The following is an 18489-nucleotide window of genomic DNA, read 5'->3' as shown; positions in this document are numbered from 1 at the left end:
GCAAGGCCGAGGGGCAGCGCCCCTCATCCCGCCACACTCATAAGCTCCCGCCCCCTTGAGCAGCACTGAAGTGCTCCCCAAGGCGTTGGGCGTGGCGCGCCGCGGGGCGGCGCGCGTCACCACATGTCGCCGACGGTATAGCCCAATGGGAACGGGTCGCTGGGGTCCAGCGTGTAATGGCTCAGCCCGTAGATCCATCCTTGGCCGGACAGGGCGGGGATGATGGCCTTGTACGGTCCGACTTGCGTCTCCGCTGTGATGCGCCCGGTGAACGTGGTGCCCAGTGGTCCGGCATTCACATAACCCTGCCCAATCCCCAGCTTGCCGCGCGCATGCAGCACCGCCATCTTGGCGCAGGTGCCGGTGCCGCAAGGTGAGCGGTCCAAGATGCCGCTGGCGTCCTGCGGTTGCTCCGGGTCGAACGGACCAGTCGAGATGGTGACCGCCCCGCGGCCGTGGGTGCCATCTGCCACCGGAGCGCCCCACAGGTTGGTGATCGTAGGGCCGGTGATTTCCGGATTTTCAGGATGCGCTACGGGCAGCTGCTCGGCAGTGGCATGGCGGATCGCTTCCGACACCCGCACGATCTCTGCGCCGTTGTCTGCATCAAGGGTAATCCCCAGCCTCCCGGCCTCAGCCAGCACAAAGAACATCCCGCCCCAGGCCACATCCACGGTGACCGTGCCAAGACCTGCAACCTCCACCGGCGCGTCCAGATGCACCGCAAAGGCCGGCACATTCTCGAACTCCACCCGCGTCACCTTGCCATTCCGGCATTCGGCCCGCACCCGGATCAGCCCGGCGGGTGCCTCCAGCACCAGCTCGGTCACCGGTTCCACCATCGCCACCACGCCGGTCTCCAGCAGGACCGTCACCACGCAGATCGTGTTGGAGCCCGACATCGGCGGATACTCGGTCTGCTCGAAGATGATAAAACCGGCGTCCGCTTCCGGATGGCAGGGCGGCACAATCGCATTGCCGCAGAGCCCGGGATTGCCGCGCGGTTCGCGCAGCATTTGCAGGCGGATATCATCATGATTGGCCGCCATATCCTGCATCTTTTCAAACACCGAATTGCCGCGCAACAGCGGCATGCCGCCGGTGATCACCCGGCCCGGCTCGCCCTCGGCATGTGCCTCAACCGCCTGGATAATGCGGGATGCGCGCATCTGTCTTTCCCTTCCCGATGAAGCCCTGGCCCTATGGATTGGATCCAAAATCATTTGTGCACAGATGCACAAGCCGCGTCCAGACCCCTCTGTGCCGTTTGCGGGACTGGCATTTGCCCCGTCTGTGGGCTATCTGGCAGGGAAAGAACCCGCAGCGCCAGGCGTGCTGCCTTTGCGCATCGAAAGGCTGCTACATGAGCTTTGAAACACCGGGGCCGGTTGAGGCGCAATTGCGCGACGCCATCAGCCCGATTGAAGACATCATTGAGGAGGCCCGCCAGGGCCGCATGTTCATCCTTGTCGATCACGAGGACCGCGAGAACGAAGGCGATCTGGTGATTCCGGCGCAAGCTGCGGATGCGGCGGCGATCAATTTCATGGCCACCCATGGCCGCGGGCTGATCTGCCTGACCCTGCCTGCTGATCGAATCGAAGAGCTGGGCCTGCCGATGATGGCGCTGCACAATTCGTCGCGCCATGAGACTGCTTTCACAGTTTCGATCGAGGCGCGCGAAGGCGTTTCCACCGGCATCTCTGCCGCCGACCGGGCGCTGACCGTGGCCACCGCCATCGACCCCGACAATACTGCTGCCGATATTGCCACCCCCGGTCATGTCTTCCCGCTGCGCGCGCGCCGGGGCGGGGTGCTGGTGCGTGCAGGCCATACCGAGGCCGGCTGCGACGTGGCCCGGCTTGCCGGTCAGTACCCGTCGTCGGTGATCTGCGAGATCATGAAGGAAGACGGCACCATGGCACGGCTGCCCGATCTGGTGGAGTACGCCGCGACGCACGGGCTGAAGATCGGCACCATTTCCGACCTGATCACCTACCGCGCCCGCAACGACAATCTGGTGACGGAAACCTCGCGCGAGACCGTGACCTCGGAAATCGGCGGCGAGTGGGAAATGCGGCTGTTCACCGACCAGACCCATGGCATCGAGCATGTGGTGATGATCAAGGGCGACATCACCACGCCGGAGCCGGTGCTGGTGCGTACCCATGCGCTGCATGAGGCGACCGATATTCTGGGACTTGGCCCGAAATCGGCCCGCCAGCTGCCCCGCGCGATGGAGATCATTGCCGAAGAGGGCCGCGGTGTGGTGACCCTGTTCCGCCAGCCCCGCAATGCGCTTTATGCCAATGAGGAAGACGGCGCGCGGACAGTGACCATCAAACAGACCGGCATCGGCGCGCAGATCCTGTCAAGCCTGGGTTTGAACGAATTGGTTCTGCTGACCGACTCGCCCTCGACCAAATATGTCGGGCTGGATGCCTATGGGCTGTCCATCACCGGCAGCCGCCCCATTCTGAAGGACGATTGATATGGCTGGACATGAAACCCATTACACCCTGCCGCGTGCGGAATTCGACAAGCCGGTGAAGATGCTGATTGTTGTGGCGCCTTATTACAAGGATATCGCCGACAATCTGGTCACCGGCGCCGCAGCCGAGATCGAAGCCGCAGGCGGAACTTTCGAGATCGTCGAAGTGCCCGGCGCATTGGAAGTGCCGACAGCGATTGCAATTGCCGACCGGACCTCGAATTTCGACGGCTACGTGGCGCTGGGCTGCGTGATCCGCGGTGAAACCACCCATTATGACACCGTCTGCAACGACAGCAGCCGCGCGATCCAGCTGATGGGCCTGCAGGGGCTGTGCATCGGCAACGGCATCCTGACAGTGGAGAACCGCAAACAAGCCGAAGTGCGGGCAGATACAGCCGATCAGAACAAAGGTGGCGGCGCGGCAGCTGCGGCCTTGCATCTGATCGCACTCACGCGTAAGTGGGGCGCCCAGACCAAAGGCATCGGTTTCAAGGCGCCCACCGGGGCGTACCAGGTCGCCGGTACAGACAACGGATCCACCAGCGTATGAGCACCCAGGACAGCCGCCCCAAGGGCAATGGCAAGAATCAGATGAGATCGGCAGCGCGGCTTTATGCTGTGCAGGCGCTGTTCCAAATGGAACACAGCGGCCTCACCTTTGACAAGGTGATCGTCGAGTTTGAGGACCACCGCTTTGGCGCTGTCTATGAGGGTGACGAGATGGCGGAGGGGGATAACAAGATCTTCCGCAAGCTGATACGCGAAGCCGTGAACCATCAGGCGCAGATCGACCAGATGACCGACCGCGCCCTGGTGGCGAAATGGCCGATTGCCCGGATCGATCCCACCTTGCGCGCGCTGTTCCGCGCGGCCGGGGCCGAGTTGAGCCAGTCCGACACCCCGCCCAAAGTGGTGATAAACGAGTTTGTCGATATCGCACGTGCCTTTTTTCCCGAAGGCAAGGAGGCGAAATTCGTCAACGCCGTGCTGGACCACATGGCACGCGAAGCCAAACCGGAAGCCTTCTGAGGCGGTAGTTCCGACTTCGATGGAGAAAGGGCGCGCTGTAGAGTGCGCCTTTTTCTTTGGGAAACGGCCAATCGCAAAGGGTGCGGCAAATTCCGCTTATTTCTCCGGAAGCGCTGGACGGCGCTGTAAAGACTGATAACCTCCTATTGCATATCTGGAGGACTCAGATGCCTGAACTGGTGAAGATGTATATCCGCAACGTCGTGACCGGCTTTGGGATTGCTGCCGTATTTGTGGCGATGCTGCTTTGGTTCAATGTGATGAACCTTTGGGGGCTGGTTTCCACATCCGACGCGGGCCTCTTGGCGGTGTTCCTATTATGGTTCATGCATGGCATCGTCTTTGCCGGTGTGCAGTTTGCCTGGGCGGTGATGGCCATGGCTGAAAAGGACGGCGGGCCCCGCCGCGGCACTCCTGTGGTTAATGAACTCCAGCCGGTGCGTGTTCCGGCTGACGAGCTTTCCCAGCGTGAGCGCCAGCTGCGCAGCCGCCGCTGAAACATTGCAAAACGCAATCCGCCCGCGCTTTCCATCCGGAAGGCGCGTTTTTTCTTTGGCGGTAAGGGAAAATGCGGCGGGACCACCAATCAACCGTGCGGCTTTGATTCCCGGGGACCTGTTTGTACAGGTGGGCGCCAGGTAAACGGACCAGGGTCCGAACAGAGCCAGCTCCCGTGGAATTGCTTAAGGCCACTGGAATGCTGCCTGTCACAAGAAGGGCAGAACCCGCCAAGGCCGTAAATAGTCTGCCCGGCGCGCTGTTACAAGGGGAACGGAGTGCTGGCGGGTTGTTTCCGGTTAAAACCGCGGGATTGCAACTTGTTCCCTAATTGTTCACATTTGCCCGTATGATGAATGATCTGCAGCCTGGACAGAAACTCGCCCGCGGGGTGTCGCGCTATCTGCGCTCGCTGGGCTATGCACCGCTGGAGGAGTTTGCGCCGGCCCGCGGCCTGCGCGTCGATGTGATGGCGCTGGGTCCCAAGGGGGAGCTGTGGGTGATCGAGTGCAAGTCCAGCCGCGCTGATTTCCAGTCCGACAGCAAGTGGGAGGGCTATTTGGAGTGGTGCGACCGCTATTTCTGGGCGGTGGATCTGGCGTTTCCAACCGAGCTGCTGCCGGACGGCACCGGGCTGATTATTGCTGACCCGTATGATGCCGAAATCATCCGCATGGCGCCGGAGGACAAACTGCCGCCGGCGCGCCGCAGAAAGCTGATCCAGAAATTCGCGATGGATTCCGCCCGCCGCCTGCAGGCCCTGCGTGACCCGCGCCCGGGCCGGGACAGGCAGCTGCTGGGCGGGGCCGGAGATCAAGAGCCTGAGGATTGAGCGCTGGCGGCAACTCCCGCGCCCGCAGGTGCCCCGGCTGCGCCGGAACCCCTTGCCGGCGCTTGTTGCGCCGCTTTGCCCGGCCATCGGGTTCAGCGCGGAAGGGCGGGTGCGGAGTGCCGGAAAGGCTGCGCTACTTGACGCTGCGCGCGGCTTGTGCAGCGGCGCGGATCTCTTCGGCGATCTCCTCGGCTTCTTCCGGGTCAAAGTCCATCGGGATTTCAACGCTGCCGGTATCAATGAAAATCCGCACCATACCCTGATCGGTCGGACCGATTTGCATGTTTGCCTCAATGTCGCGTTCGGTGTTGATACTCATTGCACACTCCAATGCCGGTCAGCGGATTGCAGCTGGTGCTAGCCCGGGGCAGGCTGAAAGGCAAGCCGGCTTTACGCTATGCTGTTCGCATGATGGATGTGACCCTGCGCCGATTCGCTCCTACCGACATGCACTGGCTGGCCGCCCGCCACCAGGATCTGTACGCCCGCGAGGCCGGGTTTGATGAAACTTTCGGACCGCTGGTCGCCGATATTCTGCACAGTTTCTGCGCAGGCCACGATCCGGCCTGCGAACGCGGCTGGTTGGCGGAAAGCGGCGGCGAGCGGCTGGGCTCGGTATTTTGCATGAAAAAGGATGCCGCCACAGCGCAGCTGCGTCTGTTCCTGCTGACGCCTGCGGCGCGCGGCAAGGGGCTGGGCAAGCGGTTGCTGCGGGAATGCATGGAGTTTGCCCGTGCAGCCGGGTACCGGGGCATGATGCTGAAAACCCATGAAAGCCACCAGACCGCTTGCGCGCTTTACCGGGCTTTCGGCTGGCAGTTGACGGACAGCCATCCGGTGCACAGCTATGGCCAGGACCTGGTAGAGCAGACCTGGCGGTTGTCTTTCCCGGAACCAAAGGGCGGACCGCTCTGAGTGAAGCGGGAAATTGCGCATGATTGCAAGCGGTTGTGGATAACTTTCAGCCGGCGTTATGGCCGGATCCGGGCCATTGAACCGGGCAATCGGAAGTGGCGGATTTCTGCAGCGGAAAGGCAAAAAAACTTCTTGCGCGCCTCCGGGACGTGCTATAAATGACCCCACAGTGCCGCCTTAGCTCAGTTGGTTAGAGCGCCTGATTGTGGATCAGGAGGTCCCCCGTTCGAGCCGGGGAGGTGGTACCACTCAATCAAACACCTTGGGTCATCCCAGCTGCGGCAGCAGTCCGGCGTTTCTGCCGGGTACGGTTTTTGCAGTCTCAATTCTATTGCGGGTTCCCGCCGCTAGCCCAGGTTTTCCTGGCCGCTGAACGGCCGGCCTGTTCATGCCTCCCGTCGGGCGCCAGCAGCCGGGACCGCGGTTGTGGTGCTGTATTCAGGGATTTGCCTTTGGGCCGCGCAATTCCGCGCGGTCCTTAGATCTTCTGCAAGCGGGGCAGGCAAAAGCAGTGGCGCTGTGCCGGCCGCTGCATGCCATACTGCTGGAGTACGCAATGGATGTGCTCCAGCAGAACGGGCAAAAGGGACCTGGCCTCAATCGGTTGTGCTTGTGGTTGTGGTCGTTGTTGTGGTCGATGTGCCATTATCGTCATCGGCGATCAGAACCAGGAACAGCACCCCTGCAACCGCTCCGGCGGCGGCTCCGGCGGACAGTCCGGTTTCGGGCAAGCCGCTTGCGGCGGCCTGGGCCACGGCCTCGGCGCCCTGTGCCTGGCAGGTCACCTGCAGCGTGCCGTTTGCCAGATAGGTGGCGGAGACCGGAACACCGGCACCGCAGGCCACGCGCCGCTTGGCTTCGTTCAATGCGGCGTCCGCGGTCTGGGCAAATACGGGCTGTGCGGCAAGAGACAGGGGGATAATCAATGCCGCTGCCCGCAAGATACTGGTGTACATGATAAAACAACCTTATGCTTTGGAACATCTTAAGGTTAATGAAGGCCCGGGCGCCAGGCAACACGGCGGCGCTGCAGCGGCGATGTTCCGGCGAGATGCCGCGCAGCTGCCGCACCGCTATGCGTGGTTCTTCGGGGATATGCGAGGGTAACGATATGTTTAAGACAGCCGCCAAGAGCTTGACCGCAGGGGTTTCCTGTCTGGGTCTGGCCGCAGCACCTGCACTGGCACAGGGCGCCGGACCCCTGACTTATACAGTCGTGGTTCCGGCCGGAGAATTCGGTTCGGCTGCCTTTCTGACCGAGCTGCTGGGCACCCTGTCCGCTGCCAAGGCCTTCTGCCGCGCCACCGGTGATTCGGCGCTTCAGGTCGATTGCCTCTCGGAACGGCTGGAAGCAGCTGCAGATGGCATCCCTGCGGGCACCGATTACGACGAGGTGCGCGACGTGCTGCAGGACACCTCGGCCCGGCTCAAGCGGCTGGCCCGCCAGAACAGCGACCCGGGCCGGAGCCGGGTCAGCGTCACCAGTTCCGCAAACCCGGCTGAACGCACCACCCGGCCGCTGACGCCTGTCAGACCGTCCGCGCAGGCTGCAGTGAACCGGGAAGCTGTCCGCATATTTGAAGACGCAGGCACAGTTTTGCTGCGCAGCGCGGAATCCGCGCAGGAACGGCAAGCGCAGTATGCCCAGATCGCCGCGGCGATTGATTCCAACAAGGTTCTGCTCAGGTCCTGACCCGCGGGGCTAGTCCTTGATCCGCACTTCCTGGCGCAGCGCGCCGGACTCGCGGTCGAAAATCAGGATGCGGTTGTCCTGGCTGACCACAGCTATCCAGCCGCGTCCCAGTGTGACCGCCTCGGCCTTTACCCCGTCGGGCAGGGCGATTTCTGCGGGCAGCGGCGTATCACCTGCCTGCAAGCGGATGACAAGCAGCGAGATTATCACTACAAGCCCGCCAATCATCACCACGGTCAGCGTGGTCACCAGCCGCCGCAGGAACCGGATCTGCGGCGGCTCCGTTTGGATTTCGGTCTCGGAAGGATCAGTCATGGGCAGCCGCCGGATTGAATTTGTCATCGCGGAAAACCCGCCTAAGCGGCTTGATAAAGCGGTTTCGCGCGATGTGCCAGAGGAGGCGTCTTTGTCGCGCACCCGTCTGGCCCGGCTGATCGAAGAGGGCGCGCTTACGGTGGACGGCGCCGTGGTGCAGGACGCCAAGGCCAAGGTCGAGGCCGGCGCGCAGATCGCGATCACCGTGGAGGAAGCCGAGGACAGCCATATCGGCCCCGAGGACATCCCGCTGGAGATTGTCTTTGAAGACGATGACCTGATTGTCATCAATAAACCCTCCGGCATGGTGGTGCATCCGGCGCCGGGCTCCCCCTCCGGCACTTTGGTCAATGCGCTGCTGCATCATTTCGGCGGCAACCTTTCGGGAGTAGGCGGCGTCAAGCGCCCTGGCATCGTGCACCGGATCGACAAGGAGACCAGCGGCCTGCTGGTGGTGGCCAAATCCGACGCCGCCCACCAGGGGCTGGCGGTGCAATTCGAAAAACACACGGTAGAGCGCTATTATCAGGCGGTCTGCTACGGCGTGCCGGACGGCAACGACCCGCGGCTGCGCGGCGTCAAGGGGGCTAGCTTCGAGCCGGGCAATATCCTCAAGCTCACCACCCAGCTGGCCCGCCATAAGACCGACCGCCAGCGCCAGGCGGTGCTGTTTCAGGGCGGCCGCCATGCGGTGACCCGGGCCCGCATCTGCGAGGGTTTCGGCAACCCGGCCTGCGCGGCGCTGGTTGAATGCTGGCTGGAAACCGGCCGTACCCACCAGATCCGGGTGCATATGGCCCACGCCGGTCACGGGCTGGTGGGGGATCCCACCTATGGCGGGCGCCGCAAACTGGCGGCCAAGGCCTTGAGCGAAGCCGCGCATGCGGCCGTCCAGCACTTTCCGCGCCAGGCGCTTCACGCCGCTGTTTTGGGATTCAACCACCCGGTGACGGGCGCGCCGCTCAGGTTTGAGGCGCCGTTGCCGCAGGATATGACGGAATTGCTGGCGGCGTTGCGCCAGTAAATTGCCGGCAAATAAGCGTGTTCACGCTTGTGATGCAATTCACAGACGCATTCCGCCGGGGTAACATACAACAATTCCTTAAGCGGTCCTTGAAAAGGATTTGGCGCTAACACATATGCGCTAATGTTAAGTCCTTATACATTTTGGGAGGGACACTTTATATGGCGAATTATGCAAACCTGCCTGCCCCGACGCCCGAAGGCGGTCTGAACCGGTATCTCCAGGAAATCCGCAAGTTTCCACTGCTGGAGCCGGAAGAGGAATACATGCTGGCCAAGCGCTGGGTCGAAGAACAGGATGCGGCCTCGGCGCACAGGATGGTGACGTCCCATCTGCGGCTCGCGGCCAAGATCGCCATGGGGTACCGCGGCTATGGCCTGCCGCAGGCCGAAGTGATCTCCGAGGCGAACGTCGGCCTGATGCAGGCGGTTAAGAAATTCGATCCGGAAAAAGGTTTCCGGCTGGCGACTTATGCGATGTGGTGGATCCGCGCGTCGATCCAGGAATATGTCCTGCGGTCCTGGTCGATGGTCAAACTGGGCACAACGTCGGCGCAGAAAAAACTGTTCTTCAATCTGCGCAAGGCCAAGGCCCGCATCGGCGCTCTGGAAGATGGCGATCTGCGCCCCGAGAACGTCAAACGGATCGCAACCGACCTTGGCGTGACCGAGGACGAGGTGATCTCGATGAACCGCCGCATGTCGGGCGGTGATGCGTCGCTTAATGCCACCGTCGGCTCCGAGGGCGAGGGCACGATGCAATGGCAGGACTGGCTGGAAGACGAAGATGCCGACCAGGCCGGCGATTACGAGGCCCGCGACGAATTGGAAGCCCGTCGGGAGTTGCTGGCTGCGGCACTGGACGTGCTGAACGACCGCGAAAAGGACATCCTGACCCAGCGCCGCCTGATGGACCAGGTGGTGACCCTGGAGGAGCTGAGCGCGCAATACAATGTCAGCCGCGAGCGGATCCGCCAGATCGAGGTGCGGGCGTTTGAAAAGCTGCAGAAGAAGATGCGCGAATTGGCGATGGAGAAGGGAATGCTGACCGGCGCCTGATCCCCGCGCCCGGCAGCAGACTGTAAAGGCGGTGCTTGGCGCCGCCTTTTTTTGTCAGCTGACAATGATGCTGGCTTTACGGCAGCAGTCCTGCCGGACTGTTTCGCGCGCGAAACATCGGGTCAAAAAACTGACCTGAAAAGCTGGCGGAAGCTGGCTGTGAAACCTGTCTGGCATGGGCCTGGCAAAATGCTGGGTACGCGGCTGAATGGGAGGCTGGCAAAAATGCTGGCTGGCAGACATGCGCGTGGCTGGCTGAAATCACTCTGGTTGCTGGCGTTGCTTGCGGTCTGGCTGTCCCGGGGGATGGCTGGAGTGCTGGCTGCTTGCGGCCTGGTGATTCTGGCTTGCGTGCAATTTCTGTATTCTGTTTAGCCGTGCCTACGCCGCAGGTCAACAGAAAATGTAATGAAATCAAATAGTTGATAGATTTGCTCGGGAATTGCTTTCAGGCAGCCCTAGGCAGAGCGCCTGTACGGCCTTACATTCACCCCCTCTGGCACAGGAGGACGGTCCATGGCAGGCGGCTGGGCGCAGGACGGCGCGGTGAATGAACAGATAGAAGCGTCGATCAATGATGAATTGGCGCGGCTGAAGGCGGTGCGGCGCCCGGTGGGCGAAAGCCTGACCCATTGCGCGGAATGCGAGGAACCGATCCCTGAGAAACGCCGTGTGGCCATTCCTGGCGTGAAGCTGTGTATCGACTGCCAGCAGGAGCGCGACGGTGCCCACCAGGCACGCGGGGGCTTCAACCGGCGCGGCTCCAAGGACAGCCAGTTGAAGTAGGGCACGCTGCCAGTTACAGATATTCCGGCCCAGTGCGCTTGGGAAGCCCGTCATCACTGTTCAGCCAGCAGAGTTTCTCCTCATGCGCGACATGCAAGGTAGGGGCAAATGCTTCCGGATCTTCCAGCGCCGCCACATAAAAATGCATGGTGCCAGACATTGTTTGCGAACGGAATGACATGGGTGAGCCGCAGTTTCCACAGAATGTGCGCTCGACGTCGACCGAGGAACAGAACAATTTTGGATGCTCCCCGGTCCAGCGCCATTGACCGTCTTCAACCCCGAAGTAGGTAGTCATCGGCGCCGAACACTGGCGGCGGCAGCTTTCACAATGGCAGTTCACGGTGGAAAGGACCGGCAGGTCGACGTCGAATGTGACCGATCCGCAAAGGCAGCGTCCGCGCATGGCTTTCTCCTTGGGCTGATGAGCCAAGTGTCACCCTGTCCAGAAGCAACATCTGGACCAATTGCGAAGCGGGTAAGGCATGCCGCGGCATTTTCGCAAGCAGATAACTTATTTTGCCGTGCCGAACCCCATCCGCAGAATGTGCTGCGGGCCGGCGATGCCGTGGGGATGGATGCCGCCGGTGTCTGCAAAACCGCCCTTGCAGTAACAGCGGATGGCGCCGAAATTCTGCATATTGACGGTCAGCACCACCGCGCGCCGCGCCGGATACTGTGCAGCCAGATAGGGTGTCAGCGCGGCAACGGCAGCCGTTGCGTAGCCTTTGCCTTGCTCTTCGCGGTCGATCATGAAGGCGCGCAAACCCAGCTCATCCGGACCGGCAAAACTGTAGGTTTCGTGATACAGCCGGTCGATCTTGAAGAAGCCCACCGCGCGACTGCCGTCAAGGATGGCGTGAAAATCCACGCCGTCCTCATTCTCTTCAAACGCCTGCGCAACGGTGCCGGAATAGCGGATCTGATCCGGCTCCACCTGAATATGGGAGACCAGATCAAATTCGTTTCGCGGCACCGGTCGCAGGCTGATGGGCATCACCCCTCCATCGCTTCCAGTTCATCGATAAAGCCGGAGATCATCGACAGGCCCTTGTCCCAGAATTCGGGGTCAGTGGCATCAAGGCCGAAGGGTGCCAGCAGTTCCTTATGGTGTTTGGAGCCGCCTGCCTTGAGCATCTCGAAATACTTGTCCTCGAACCCTTCGGCGCCGGAGGCGTAGACCGAGTAAAGCGCATTCACCAGCCCGTCACCAAAGGCATAAGCGTAGACGTAGAAGGGTGAATGCACGAAATGCGGGATATAGGCCCAGAAGGTCTCGTAGCCGTCCATGTACTCGAACGCCTCGCCCAGGCTTTCGGCCTGCACCGACATCCAGATGGCGTTGATGTCATCGGGTGTCAGCTCGCCCTCGGCGCGGGCTGCGTGCAGTTTGCATTCAAAGTCATAGAACGCGATCTGGCGCACAACCGTGTTGATCATGTCCTCGACCTTGCCCGCCAGCAGCACCTTGCGCTGTTCCTGGGTCTCGGCCCCGTCCAGCATCTTGCGGAAGGTCAGCATTTCGCCGAACACAGACGCGGTTTCCGCCAGGGTCAGCGGGGTGGAGGACAGCATCTCACCCTGTTCCGCCGCCAGCACCTGATGCACGCCGTGGCCCAGCTCATGCGCCAGGGTCATAACGTCGCGCGGTTTGCCCAGGTAGTTGAGCATCACGTATGGGTGCACATTGGTGACGGTGGGGTGGGCAAAGGCGCCCGGTGCCTTGCCGGGTTTGACACCTGCGTCGATCCAGCCGTCCGAGAAGAACGGCGCGGCGATTTCACCCATACGGGGATCAAAGGCGTTATAGGCGTCCATCACGGTCTTTTCCGCCTGCTCCCAGCTGATGGTGCGGGGGTCTTCCAGCGGCAGCGGCGCGTTGCGGTCCCAGACCTGCATCACGTCGAGACCCAGCCATTTGCGCTTCAGCTCATAATAGCGGTGGGAAAGTTTGGGGTAGGCGGCAACCACGGCTTCGCGCAGGGCCTCGACCACCTCGGGCTCCACGTCGTTGGACAGGTGGCGGCCGGTCTGGGCGCTGGGCATGCCGCGCCAACGGTCAATGATTTCCTTTTCCTTGGCCTGGGTGTTGTGGACGCGGGCAAAGGTTTTGACGTTTTCGGCAAAGACTGCGGCCAGCTCCCGCGCCGCCGCTTCGCGTTTGGCGCGGTCCGGGTCGGTCAGCAGGTTCAGGGTGCCCTCTATGGTCAGCTCTTCACCATCGACGGTGAATTGCAAACCGGCGATGGTTTCATCAAACAGTTTCTCCCAGGCATCGCCGACAATGCCGAGGTCATGCATGAACCGTTCCAATTCATCCGACAGCTGATAGGGCTTCATCGCGCGGATACGGCGGAACACACTGGCATAGCGGGCAAGGTCTGCATTGGCGGCCAGATGCGCCTGCATCGCGCCGTCGTCAATGCGGTTCAGCTCCAGCGTGAAGAATACCAGCGGCGTGGTGGCCACCGTCACCTTTTCCTGGCAGTCCGACAAAAAGGCGGCGCGGTCGGCATCGGTGGTCAGCTGGTAATAGCGCAGGCCCGCAAAAGACATGATGCGGCCGGCGATATTGTTGATCTTCTCGTTGCGCTCAACACAGTCCAGCAGACCGGCGGCGTCCAGACCGGCCAGCTTGCCCTCGTAATCGGCAGCAAAAGCGGCGCATTCCTGCTCCAGCCAGTCCAGATCGCGGGCCAGTTCGGGGGCGTCCTCAGACGCGTAAAGATCGCTGAGGTCCCATTCCGGCAAGTTGCCAAGACCGCCGGAACCGGCTGAGGCGTTTGCGTCGCGAACGGGGAAGGGAAGCTGGAACATGGGGGCTCCTGTCATGAGAAATTCGTTGACCCAACATCTAAGCGGCGGCTTGCTGGATCACAAGCAGGCGGGCGTTGATCATCTGCAGATCATCGGGAGTTTAACGAAAGCTGGTAAGGGGCAGGTAAAGGCACGGCGCTTAGTCGGCGCAACGCCGGGCGATCAGCCGCGGTACTGTTCAAACAGGCGGCACATGCTGGAAAACACATGTGCGCGGATTTCCGGGGTTTCCATCAGCACCTCGTGCCGGGCTCCCTTGATCAGGTCCAGCTCGCCGCCCGGCCAGCGCGCCATCCGGTCGTGGATGGCCTCGGTGTTGACGATCTGCTCGTCCGAGCCAACAAAGGTGATGCAGGGCAGGGCGGGCGAGGGCTGCCCGGCCAGCCAGGCGCAGTCCTGCAGGCTGACGCGCAGCCATTGGACGGTGGGGCCGCCAAGCGCCAGATCGGGCTGTGCCGCCAGCTGGGCATGCATCATCCGGTACATGTCCGGATCGGTGGTCAGCGTGTTGCCGTCAAAGGGCGTGATCTGCACATATTGCTCCAGCGCCGTGGTCGGCAGCAGCAATTTGTCCAGACGCAAAAACGGCGCAACGCCGCTTAGAAAGCTGGCCAAAGGGCGCAGCAGCGGCGGGATCTGGATGCCCCACATCGGGCCGGTAAAACAGCAGGCATTGACCTTCAGCCCCTGCATCAGCGCGCGCAACCCGATGGCGCCGCCCATGGAGTGGCCGACCAGAAACCAGGGTTCCGGCAGATCCAGCTGTTCGGCCAGCCCGGTCAGCGCCTGCACGTCCTTCTGGAAGTCGCTGAAGTCTTCGACATGGCCCAGGCGGCGTTCTGCCAGGGTCCGGTCCGCCAGCCCCTGGCCGCGCCAGTCCACGGTGAGGGTCGCAAAACCGCGATCGGCAAATTCCGCCGCGGCCAGCCCGTATTTTTCGATATATTCCGTGCGACCGGGAAACAGCAGGACGGTGCCCTTTGCCGCTCCTTCGGGTCGCCAGTGGCCTGCGCGGATACGCAGGCCGTCCGAGGTGTGCACCCAATGGGCCTGACCGCCCGCAGGCCCCTGCGCGATATCCGCAAACAAGGGGGCAGGCTGCAGCTCCACCGGGGCGCCGTCCATCAGGACAGGGCCGAGGCCAGCTTCATCGCGGTGCCCATGTCACCATCGATGGTCAGCTTGCCGGACATGAAGGCGGCGGTGGGGTTCAAATCGCCCTCAAGGATCGACTGGAACGTGTCGGCGTCGGCTTTCATGGTGACATCGGTGTCTTCGTCGCCGACGCGGGCGCCTGCGCCGTCAAGCACGATGGAGCCCAGCCCCTCGATCTCGAATTTTGCGGAGGCGTCGAATTCGCCTGCGTCCAGTTTGCTGTTCAGGGTCTCTGCCGCCTGTGCCAGGGTATCGCTCATGTCAGTCCTCAATCTGTTTTGCGCGCTTCATAGCACAAATCTGTGAAGCATTTGCATCCAATACTGGAAATTGCCGCGCGCTGGATTACACTGGGGGCATCATGCTGGCAAATCTCCCAAAGCTCAAAGCTATCGTGGCGGCAACGGCAGTCACAGTCACGTATTCCTTGCCTGGGGCCGGCGCGGCACAGCAGCATTCCGCCGATGCGCTGCTGCAGGACCTGGCCGTGTCGGAACTCTCCGAGGCGGCGGCCATCGACCGCGAGCTGCAGGCGCTTTGGGCCAAAAGCGGCTCGCCTGCGATGGATCTGCTGCTGCGGCGCGGCACCGACGCGCTGGAGCGGGGCGATTTGCAGCGGGCAGCGGAGCATTTGACCGCGCTGACCGATCATGCGCCGGAATTTGCCCGCGGCTGGTACGAACGGGCCCGCGTCTATTTCGCGCTGGGGCTTTACGGGCCTTCGGTGGCGGATCTGGAACGCGCGCTGGCGCTGAACCCGATGGATTACAACGCGATCTACGCGCTGGGCGCGTTGTTCGAACAATTCCGTAAACCCGAACGCGCCTATCAGGCCTACCAGCGGGCCAAGGCTATACATCCGCACCACGAGGAAGTAAGCAGCGCCCTTGAACGATTGGCGCCCTTGGCCGAGGGCCGGGAACTGTAAGCCCCATCGGGGCGGGGGCTGAAGCAATGGCAAGCGCATCGCGGATCGTGGCCGTTCTGGGCCCGACCAATACCGGCAAAACACATTACGCCATCGAACGGATGCTGGGCTACCGCACCGGCGTCATGGGGTTTCCGCTGCGGCTTTTGGCGCGCGAGGTCTATGACAAGGTGGTGGCGGCGCGCGGGCCGTCGGTGGTGGCGCTGGTCACCGGCGAGGAACGCATCGTGCCGCCGCGCGCGAAATACTGGATCTGCACGGTGGAGGCGATGCCCGAGGGCATGGGCTGCGACTTCCTGGCGATCGACGAAATCCAGCTCTGCGCCGATCCTGAGCGCGGACATGTCTTCACCAACCGCCTGCTGCGCGCCCGCGGCACGCTTGAGACACTGTTCCTGGGCGCCGATACCATGCGCGGGCCGATTTCGGCGCTGGTGCCCGGGGTAGAGTTCCATCGCCGCGAGCGGATGTCGGATCTGGTCTATGCAGGTTCGAAAAAGATAAGCAGGATGCCGCCTCGCACTGCAATTGTCGGGTTTTCGGTTGATAATGTCTATGCGATTGCCGAACTGATCCGCCGTCAGAAGGGCGGCGCGGCGGTGGTGATGGGGGCGCTCAGCCCCCGCACACGCAATGCGCAGGTGGAACTGTACCAGAATGGCGAGGTGGATTACCTGGTCGCCACCGATGCCATCGGCATGGGGCTGAACCTGGATATCGACCATGTGGCGTTTTCCTCGACCGCCAAATTCGACGGCCGCCGGATGCGCGAGCTGGCCCCGAATGAGCTGGCCCAGATCGCAGGCCGGGCGGGCCGCGGGATGAGCCACGGCACGTTTGGCGTGACCGGCGATGCGCGGCCCCTGGACGAGGGCACGGCGTCTGCCATCATGAACCACCAGTTCACGCCGCTGAAAAAGCTGAACTGGCGGTCTGCGGATCTGCAGTTCGGCACGGTTGAAACGTTGATCCACTCGCTCGAATCAAGCCCTTCGGATGAAAACCTGATCAAAGCGCGCGAGGCGGACGACCTGGGCGCGCTGAAAATGCTGTCGCGCGAATCCGCCGTGATCTCGCGCACCACCAACGCGCAATCGGTGCGGCTGTTGTGGGATATCTGCCGGATTCCCGATTTCCGCGGCATTTCCCACGCCGAACATGCCTCGCTTCTGGGGGTGATTTTTGAACATCTGCATGGCGGCGGCGTGGTGCCGGACGACTGGATGGCTCGCCAGATAAAGCGAATTGACCGCACCGACGGCAACATCGACACATTGTCCAAGCGGCTGGCATTTATCCGCACGTGGACTTATGTCGCGCAAAGGAATGGCTGGCTGCGTGACGAAAGCCATTGGCGCGGAGAGACGCGCGCTGTAGAAGACAGGTTGTCGGATGCTCTGCACGAGCGTTTGACTCAGCGATTTGTGGACCGGCGCACTTCAGTGCTGCTGCGCCGGCTCAAACAGAAGGAGGCCCTTTTGGCCGAAGTGAATGACAAGGGTGAAGTGACGGTTGAAGGCGAATTCGTCGGCCGTCTCGAGGGGTTCCGGTTCAGCCCGGATAAAAGCGCGCAGGGTGCCGAGGCCAAGGCCTTGAAGGCGGCCTCGCTGCAGGCGCTGGCGCCGCAATTCCATCTGCGTGCGGACCGGTTCTATAACGCGCCCGATACCGAGATCGATTACACCGAACAGGGCGGCCTGATGTGGGGCGAACATGCGGTGGGCAAGCTGGTTGCCGGTGCCGATGCGCTGACCCCGCAGATCGAGGTCTTTGTGGACGAGTCCGCCGGGCCGGATGTCGCCCAGAAGGTGGAACGCCGCCTGCTGCATTTCATCACCCGCAAGATCAACGCGCTGTTCGAGCCGCTGCTGGCCTTGCAAAAGGACGAAGAGCTGACCGGCCTGGCCCGTGGTTTTGCCTTCCGCATGGTCGAAAACCTTGGCGTGCTGCCGCGCGCAAGCATCGCGCAAGAGGTGAAAGACCTGGACCAGGACGCCCGGGGCGCGCTGCGCAAGCATGGCATCCGTTTCGGCCAGTTCACCATTTTCATGCCGCTCTTGCTGAAGCCCGCGCCGACCCGTCTGCGGCTGGTGCTGTGGTCGCTGGCCAACGGTCTTCAGGATTTCCCCGAATCTCCGCCTCCCGGTCTGGTCACGGTGCCGTCCGCCAAGGGCGCGCCCGACGGCTATGACACCATGTCCGGCTATCGCGCGGCGGGTGAGCGGATGATCCGCATCGACATGCTGGAACGCCTGGCCGACATGCTGCGCGGCGAAGACAGCCGCGGCGGCTTTGAAGCCAAGGCTGACATGCTGTCGATCACCGGCATGACGCTGGAGCAGTTCGCCGACCTGATGCAGGGGCTGGGCTACAAGGCCGAAAAGGGCGAGCGCCAGAAGGTGAAGCCGGTTGCGGCGGAAGCGGAAGCCAAACCTGCTGAGGCAGCTGCTGAAGCGGCACCTGCGACGGAAGAGCCGGCTGCTGAAGCTGCGGATACAGCACCTGCTGAAGACGCCGCTGCCGAAACTCCCGCCGCCGCTGAGGCCGAGGCCGCATCTGCACAAGACACGGCACCTGCGGAAGATAATGCAGAAGCCAAGCCCGAAGCGGCTGCTGAGGCGGAGGCTGCTGCTGCTGAACCGGAAATGGAAGTGTTCTTCACTTTCACCTGGGGCGGCAACCGGGGCGGACGCCAGGGCGGCCAGCGCCAGCAGAACCGCCGCCCGCAGGGCGACGGCAAACCTGCCGGCAAGGGCAAACCGCGCGGCGCCAAAGGCGGCGACCGTGACGGCGGCCCGCGCGGCAAACCGGGCCGCAAGGGCGGTCCGCGTCAGGACCAGGGCGCCAAGACCTATTCCGCGCGCCCTGCCAGGAAGGAAAAGCAGATCGACCCCGACAACCCCTTTGCCGCCGCGCTGATGGGGCTGAAACAGGGCGACTGATCC

At 62.5% G+C, this 18489-nt stretch carries 21 protein-coding genes and 1 tRNA gene; 13 read left to right on the top strand and 9 right to left on the bottom strand.

The genetic code is table 11. The annotated features are described in order from the left end of the window. Positions 1-116: 116 nt before the first annotated feature. Complete coding sequence (locus ETW24_RS13680) at positions 117-1169, bottom strand: proline racemase family protein (protein WP_129371565.1); 1053 nt, start codon at positions 1167-1169, stop codon at positions 117-119. 194 nt (positions 1170-1363) lie between these two features. Between ETW24_RS13680 and ribB the strand changes: the two genes are divergently transcribed. The 5 genes from ribB (at position 1364) to ETW24_RS13655 (ending at position 4853) form a co-directional block, all read left to right on the top strand. After that, complete coding sequence (gene ribB, locus ETW24_RS13675; protein ID WP_129371564.1) at positions 1364-2491, top strand: 3,4-dihydroxy-2-butanone-4-phosphate synthase; 1128 nt, start codon at positions 1364-1366, stop codon at positions 2489-2491. 1 nt (position 2492) lies between these two features. Further along, positions 2493-3044, top strand: coding sequence for a 6,7-dimethyl-8-ribityllumazine synthase (locus ETW24_RS13670; RefSeq protein WP_129371563.1), 552 nt, complete (start codon positions 2493-2495; stop codon positions 3042-3044). Continuing rightward, entirely contained in the window at positions 3041-3523 is a 483-nt protein-coding gene (nusB, locus tag ETW24_RS13665) for a transcription antitermination factor NusB (RefSeq protein WP_129371562.1), read from the top strand. The genes ETW24_RS13670 and nusB overlap by 4 nt, the downstream gene beginning before the upstream one ends. Before the next feature lie 167 nt (positions 3524-3690). Next, positions 3691-4020: a hypothetical protein gene (locus tag ETW24_RS13660; protein WP_129371561.1), complete on the top strand. Its 330-nt coding sequence runs from the start codon at positions 3691-3693 to the stop codon at positions 4018-4020. Positions 4021-4370: 350 nt separating this feature from the next. Further along, complete coding sequence (locus tag ETW24_RS13655; RefSeq protein ID WP_129371560.1) at positions 4371-4853, top strand: MmcB family DNA repair protein; 483 nt, start codon at positions 4371-4373, stop codon at positions 4851-4853. Between the two features lie 133 nt (positions 4854-4986). On the opposite strand, the gene ETW24_RS13650 is transcribed toward ETW24_RS13655, so the two are convergent. Continuing rightward, positions 4987-5172 (bottom strand): DUF6324 family protein, encoded by a 186-nt coding sequence (locus ETW24_RS13650; RefSeq protein ID WP_044008416.1) that lies wholly within the window; start codon positions 5170-5172, stop codon positions 4987-4989. An 89-nt stretch (positions 5173-5261) separates the two neighbouring features. Here ETW24_RS13650 and ETW24_RS13645 point away from each other — a divergent pair, with 89 nt between their 5' ends. Then, positions 5262-5768, top strand: coding sequence for a GNAT family N-acetyltransferase (locus ETW24_RS13645; RefSeq protein WP_254695612.1), 507 nt, complete (start codon positions 5262-5264; stop codon positions 5766-5768). Between the two features lie 171 nt (positions 5769-5939). Next, a tRNA-His gene (locus tag ETW24_RS13640) sits at positions 5940-6016 on the top strand. A 348-nt stretch (positions 6017-6364) separates the two neighbouring features. Here ETW24_RS13640 and ETW24_RS13635 read toward each other — a convergent pair. Beyond that, entirely contained in the window at positions 6365-6724 is a 360-nt protein-coding gene (locus tag ETW24_RS13635) for a hypothetical protein (RefSeq protein WP_129371558.1), read from the bottom strand. 155 nt (positions 6725-6879) lie between these two features. Between ETW24_RS13635 and ETW24_RS13630 the strand changes: the two genes are divergently transcribed. Further along, on the top strand, positions 6880-7461 hold the full coding sequence (locus ETW24_RS13630; RefSeq protein WP_129371557.1) for a hypothetical protein: 582 nt from the start codon (positions 6880-6882) through the stop codon (positions 7459-7461). Between the two features lie 9 nt (positions 7462-7470). Here ETW24_RS13630 and ETW24_RS13625 read toward each other — a convergent pair whose 3' ends face one another. Further along, the gene (locus ETW24_RS13625) at positions 7471-7776 is read right to left on the bottom strand and encodes a DUF6476 family protein (protein WP_129371556.1); all 306 of its coding nucleotides are present in this window, start codon (positions 7774-7776) and stop codon (positions 7471-7473) included. Between ETW24_RS13625 and ETW24_RS13620 the strand changes: the two genes are divergently transcribed. From ETW24_RS13620 to ETW24_RS13610, 3 genes are all read left to right on the top strand, one after another. Further along, positions 7775-8800 carry an RluA family pseudouridine synthase gene (locus tag ETW24_RS13620; RefSeq protein ID WP_129371555.1) on the top strand — a complete coding sequence of 342 codons (1026 nt, stop codon included), beginning with the start codon at positions 7775-7777 and terminating at the stop codon, positions 8798-8800. The genes ETW24_RS13625 and ETW24_RS13620 overlap by 2 nt on opposite strands. Before the next feature lie 161 nt (positions 8801-8961). Then, positions 8962-9858 (top strand): RNA polymerase sigma factor RpoH, encoded by an 897-nt coding sequence (gene rpoH, locus ETW24_RS13615; RefSeq protein WP_129371554.1) that lies wholly within the window; start codon positions 8962-8964, stop codon positions 9856-9858. A gap of 516 nt (positions 9859-10374) precedes the next feature. After that, the gene (locus ETW24_RS13610; protein WP_129371553.1) at positions 10375-10644 is read left to right on the top strand and encodes a DksA/TraR family C4-type zinc finger protein; all 270 of its coding nucleotides are present in this window, start codon (positions 10375-10377) and stop codon (positions 10642-10644) included. Positions 10645-10657: 13 nt separating this feature from the next. Here ETW24_RS13610 and ETW24_RS13605 read toward each other — a convergent pair whose 3' ends face one another. The 5 genes from ETW24_RS13605 to ETW24_RS13585 all read right to left on the bottom strand — a co-directional run bounded on the left by ETW24_RS13605 (position 10658) and on the right by ETW24_RS13585 (position 14876). Next, positions 10658-11050, bottom strand: a complete 393-nt coding sequence (locus tag ETW24_RS13605) for a GFA family protein (RefSeq protein WP_129371552.1) — start codon at positions 11048-11050, stop codon at positions 10658-10660. 108 nt (positions 11051-11158) lie between these two features. Then, the gene (locus ETW24_RS13600; protein ID WP_129371551.1) at positions 11159-11641 is read right to left on the bottom strand and encodes a GNAT family N-acetyltransferase; all 483 of its coding nucleotides are present in this window, start codon (positions 11639-11641) and stop codon (positions 11159-11161) included. Beyond that, positions 11641-13461, bottom strand: a complete 1821-nt coding sequence (locus ETW24_RS13595; protein WP_129371550.1) for a M3 family oligoendopeptidase — start codon at positions 13459-13461, stop codon at positions 11641-11643. The genes ETW24_RS13600 and ETW24_RS13595 overlap by 1 nt, the downstream gene beginning before the upstream one ends. 162 nt (positions 13462-13623) lie before the next feature. After that, complete coding sequence (locus ETW24_RS13590) at positions 13624-14586, bottom strand: alpha/beta fold hydrolase (protein WP_129371549.1); 963 nt, start codon at positions 14584-14586, stop codon at positions 13624-13626. Continuing rightward, positions 14586-14876 (bottom strand): SCP2 sterol-binding domain-containing protein, encoded by a 291-nt coding sequence (locus tag ETW24_RS13585; RefSeq protein ID WP_129371548.1) that lies wholly within the window; start codon positions 14874-14876, stop codon positions 14586-14588. The genes ETW24_RS13590 and ETW24_RS13585 overlap by 1 nt, the downstream gene beginning before the upstream one ends. Positions 14877-14977: 101 nt before the next feature. Between ETW24_RS13585 and ETW24_RS13580 the strand changes: the two genes are divergently transcribed. Together ETW24_RS13580 and ETW24_RS13575 are read left to right on the top strand one after the other, a co-directional pair. Beyond that, positions 14978-15544 (top strand): tetratricopeptide repeat protein, encoded by a 567-nt coding sequence (locus ETW24_RS13580; RefSeq protein ID WP_129371547.1) that lies wholly within the window; start codon positions 14978-14980, stop codon positions 15542-15544. Positions 15545-15570: 26 nt separating this feature from the next. Then, positions 15571-18486, top strand: coding sequence for a helicase-related protein (locus ETW24_RS13575; RefSeq protein WP_129371546.1), 2916 nt, complete (start codon positions 15571-15573; stop codon positions 18484-18486). The last annotated feature ends 3 nt before the right edge of the window (positions 18487-18489 follow it).

It is taken from the genome of Leisingera sp. NJS204, from assembly GCF_004123675.1.
In the GTDB taxonomy this organism is placed as follows: Bacteria; Pseudomonadota; Alphaproteobacteria; order Rhodobacterales; family Rhodobacteraceae; genus Leisingera.
Note: the sequence above shows the minus strand (reverse complement) of the source record. Positions and strands in the feature narration are given on the sequence as shown.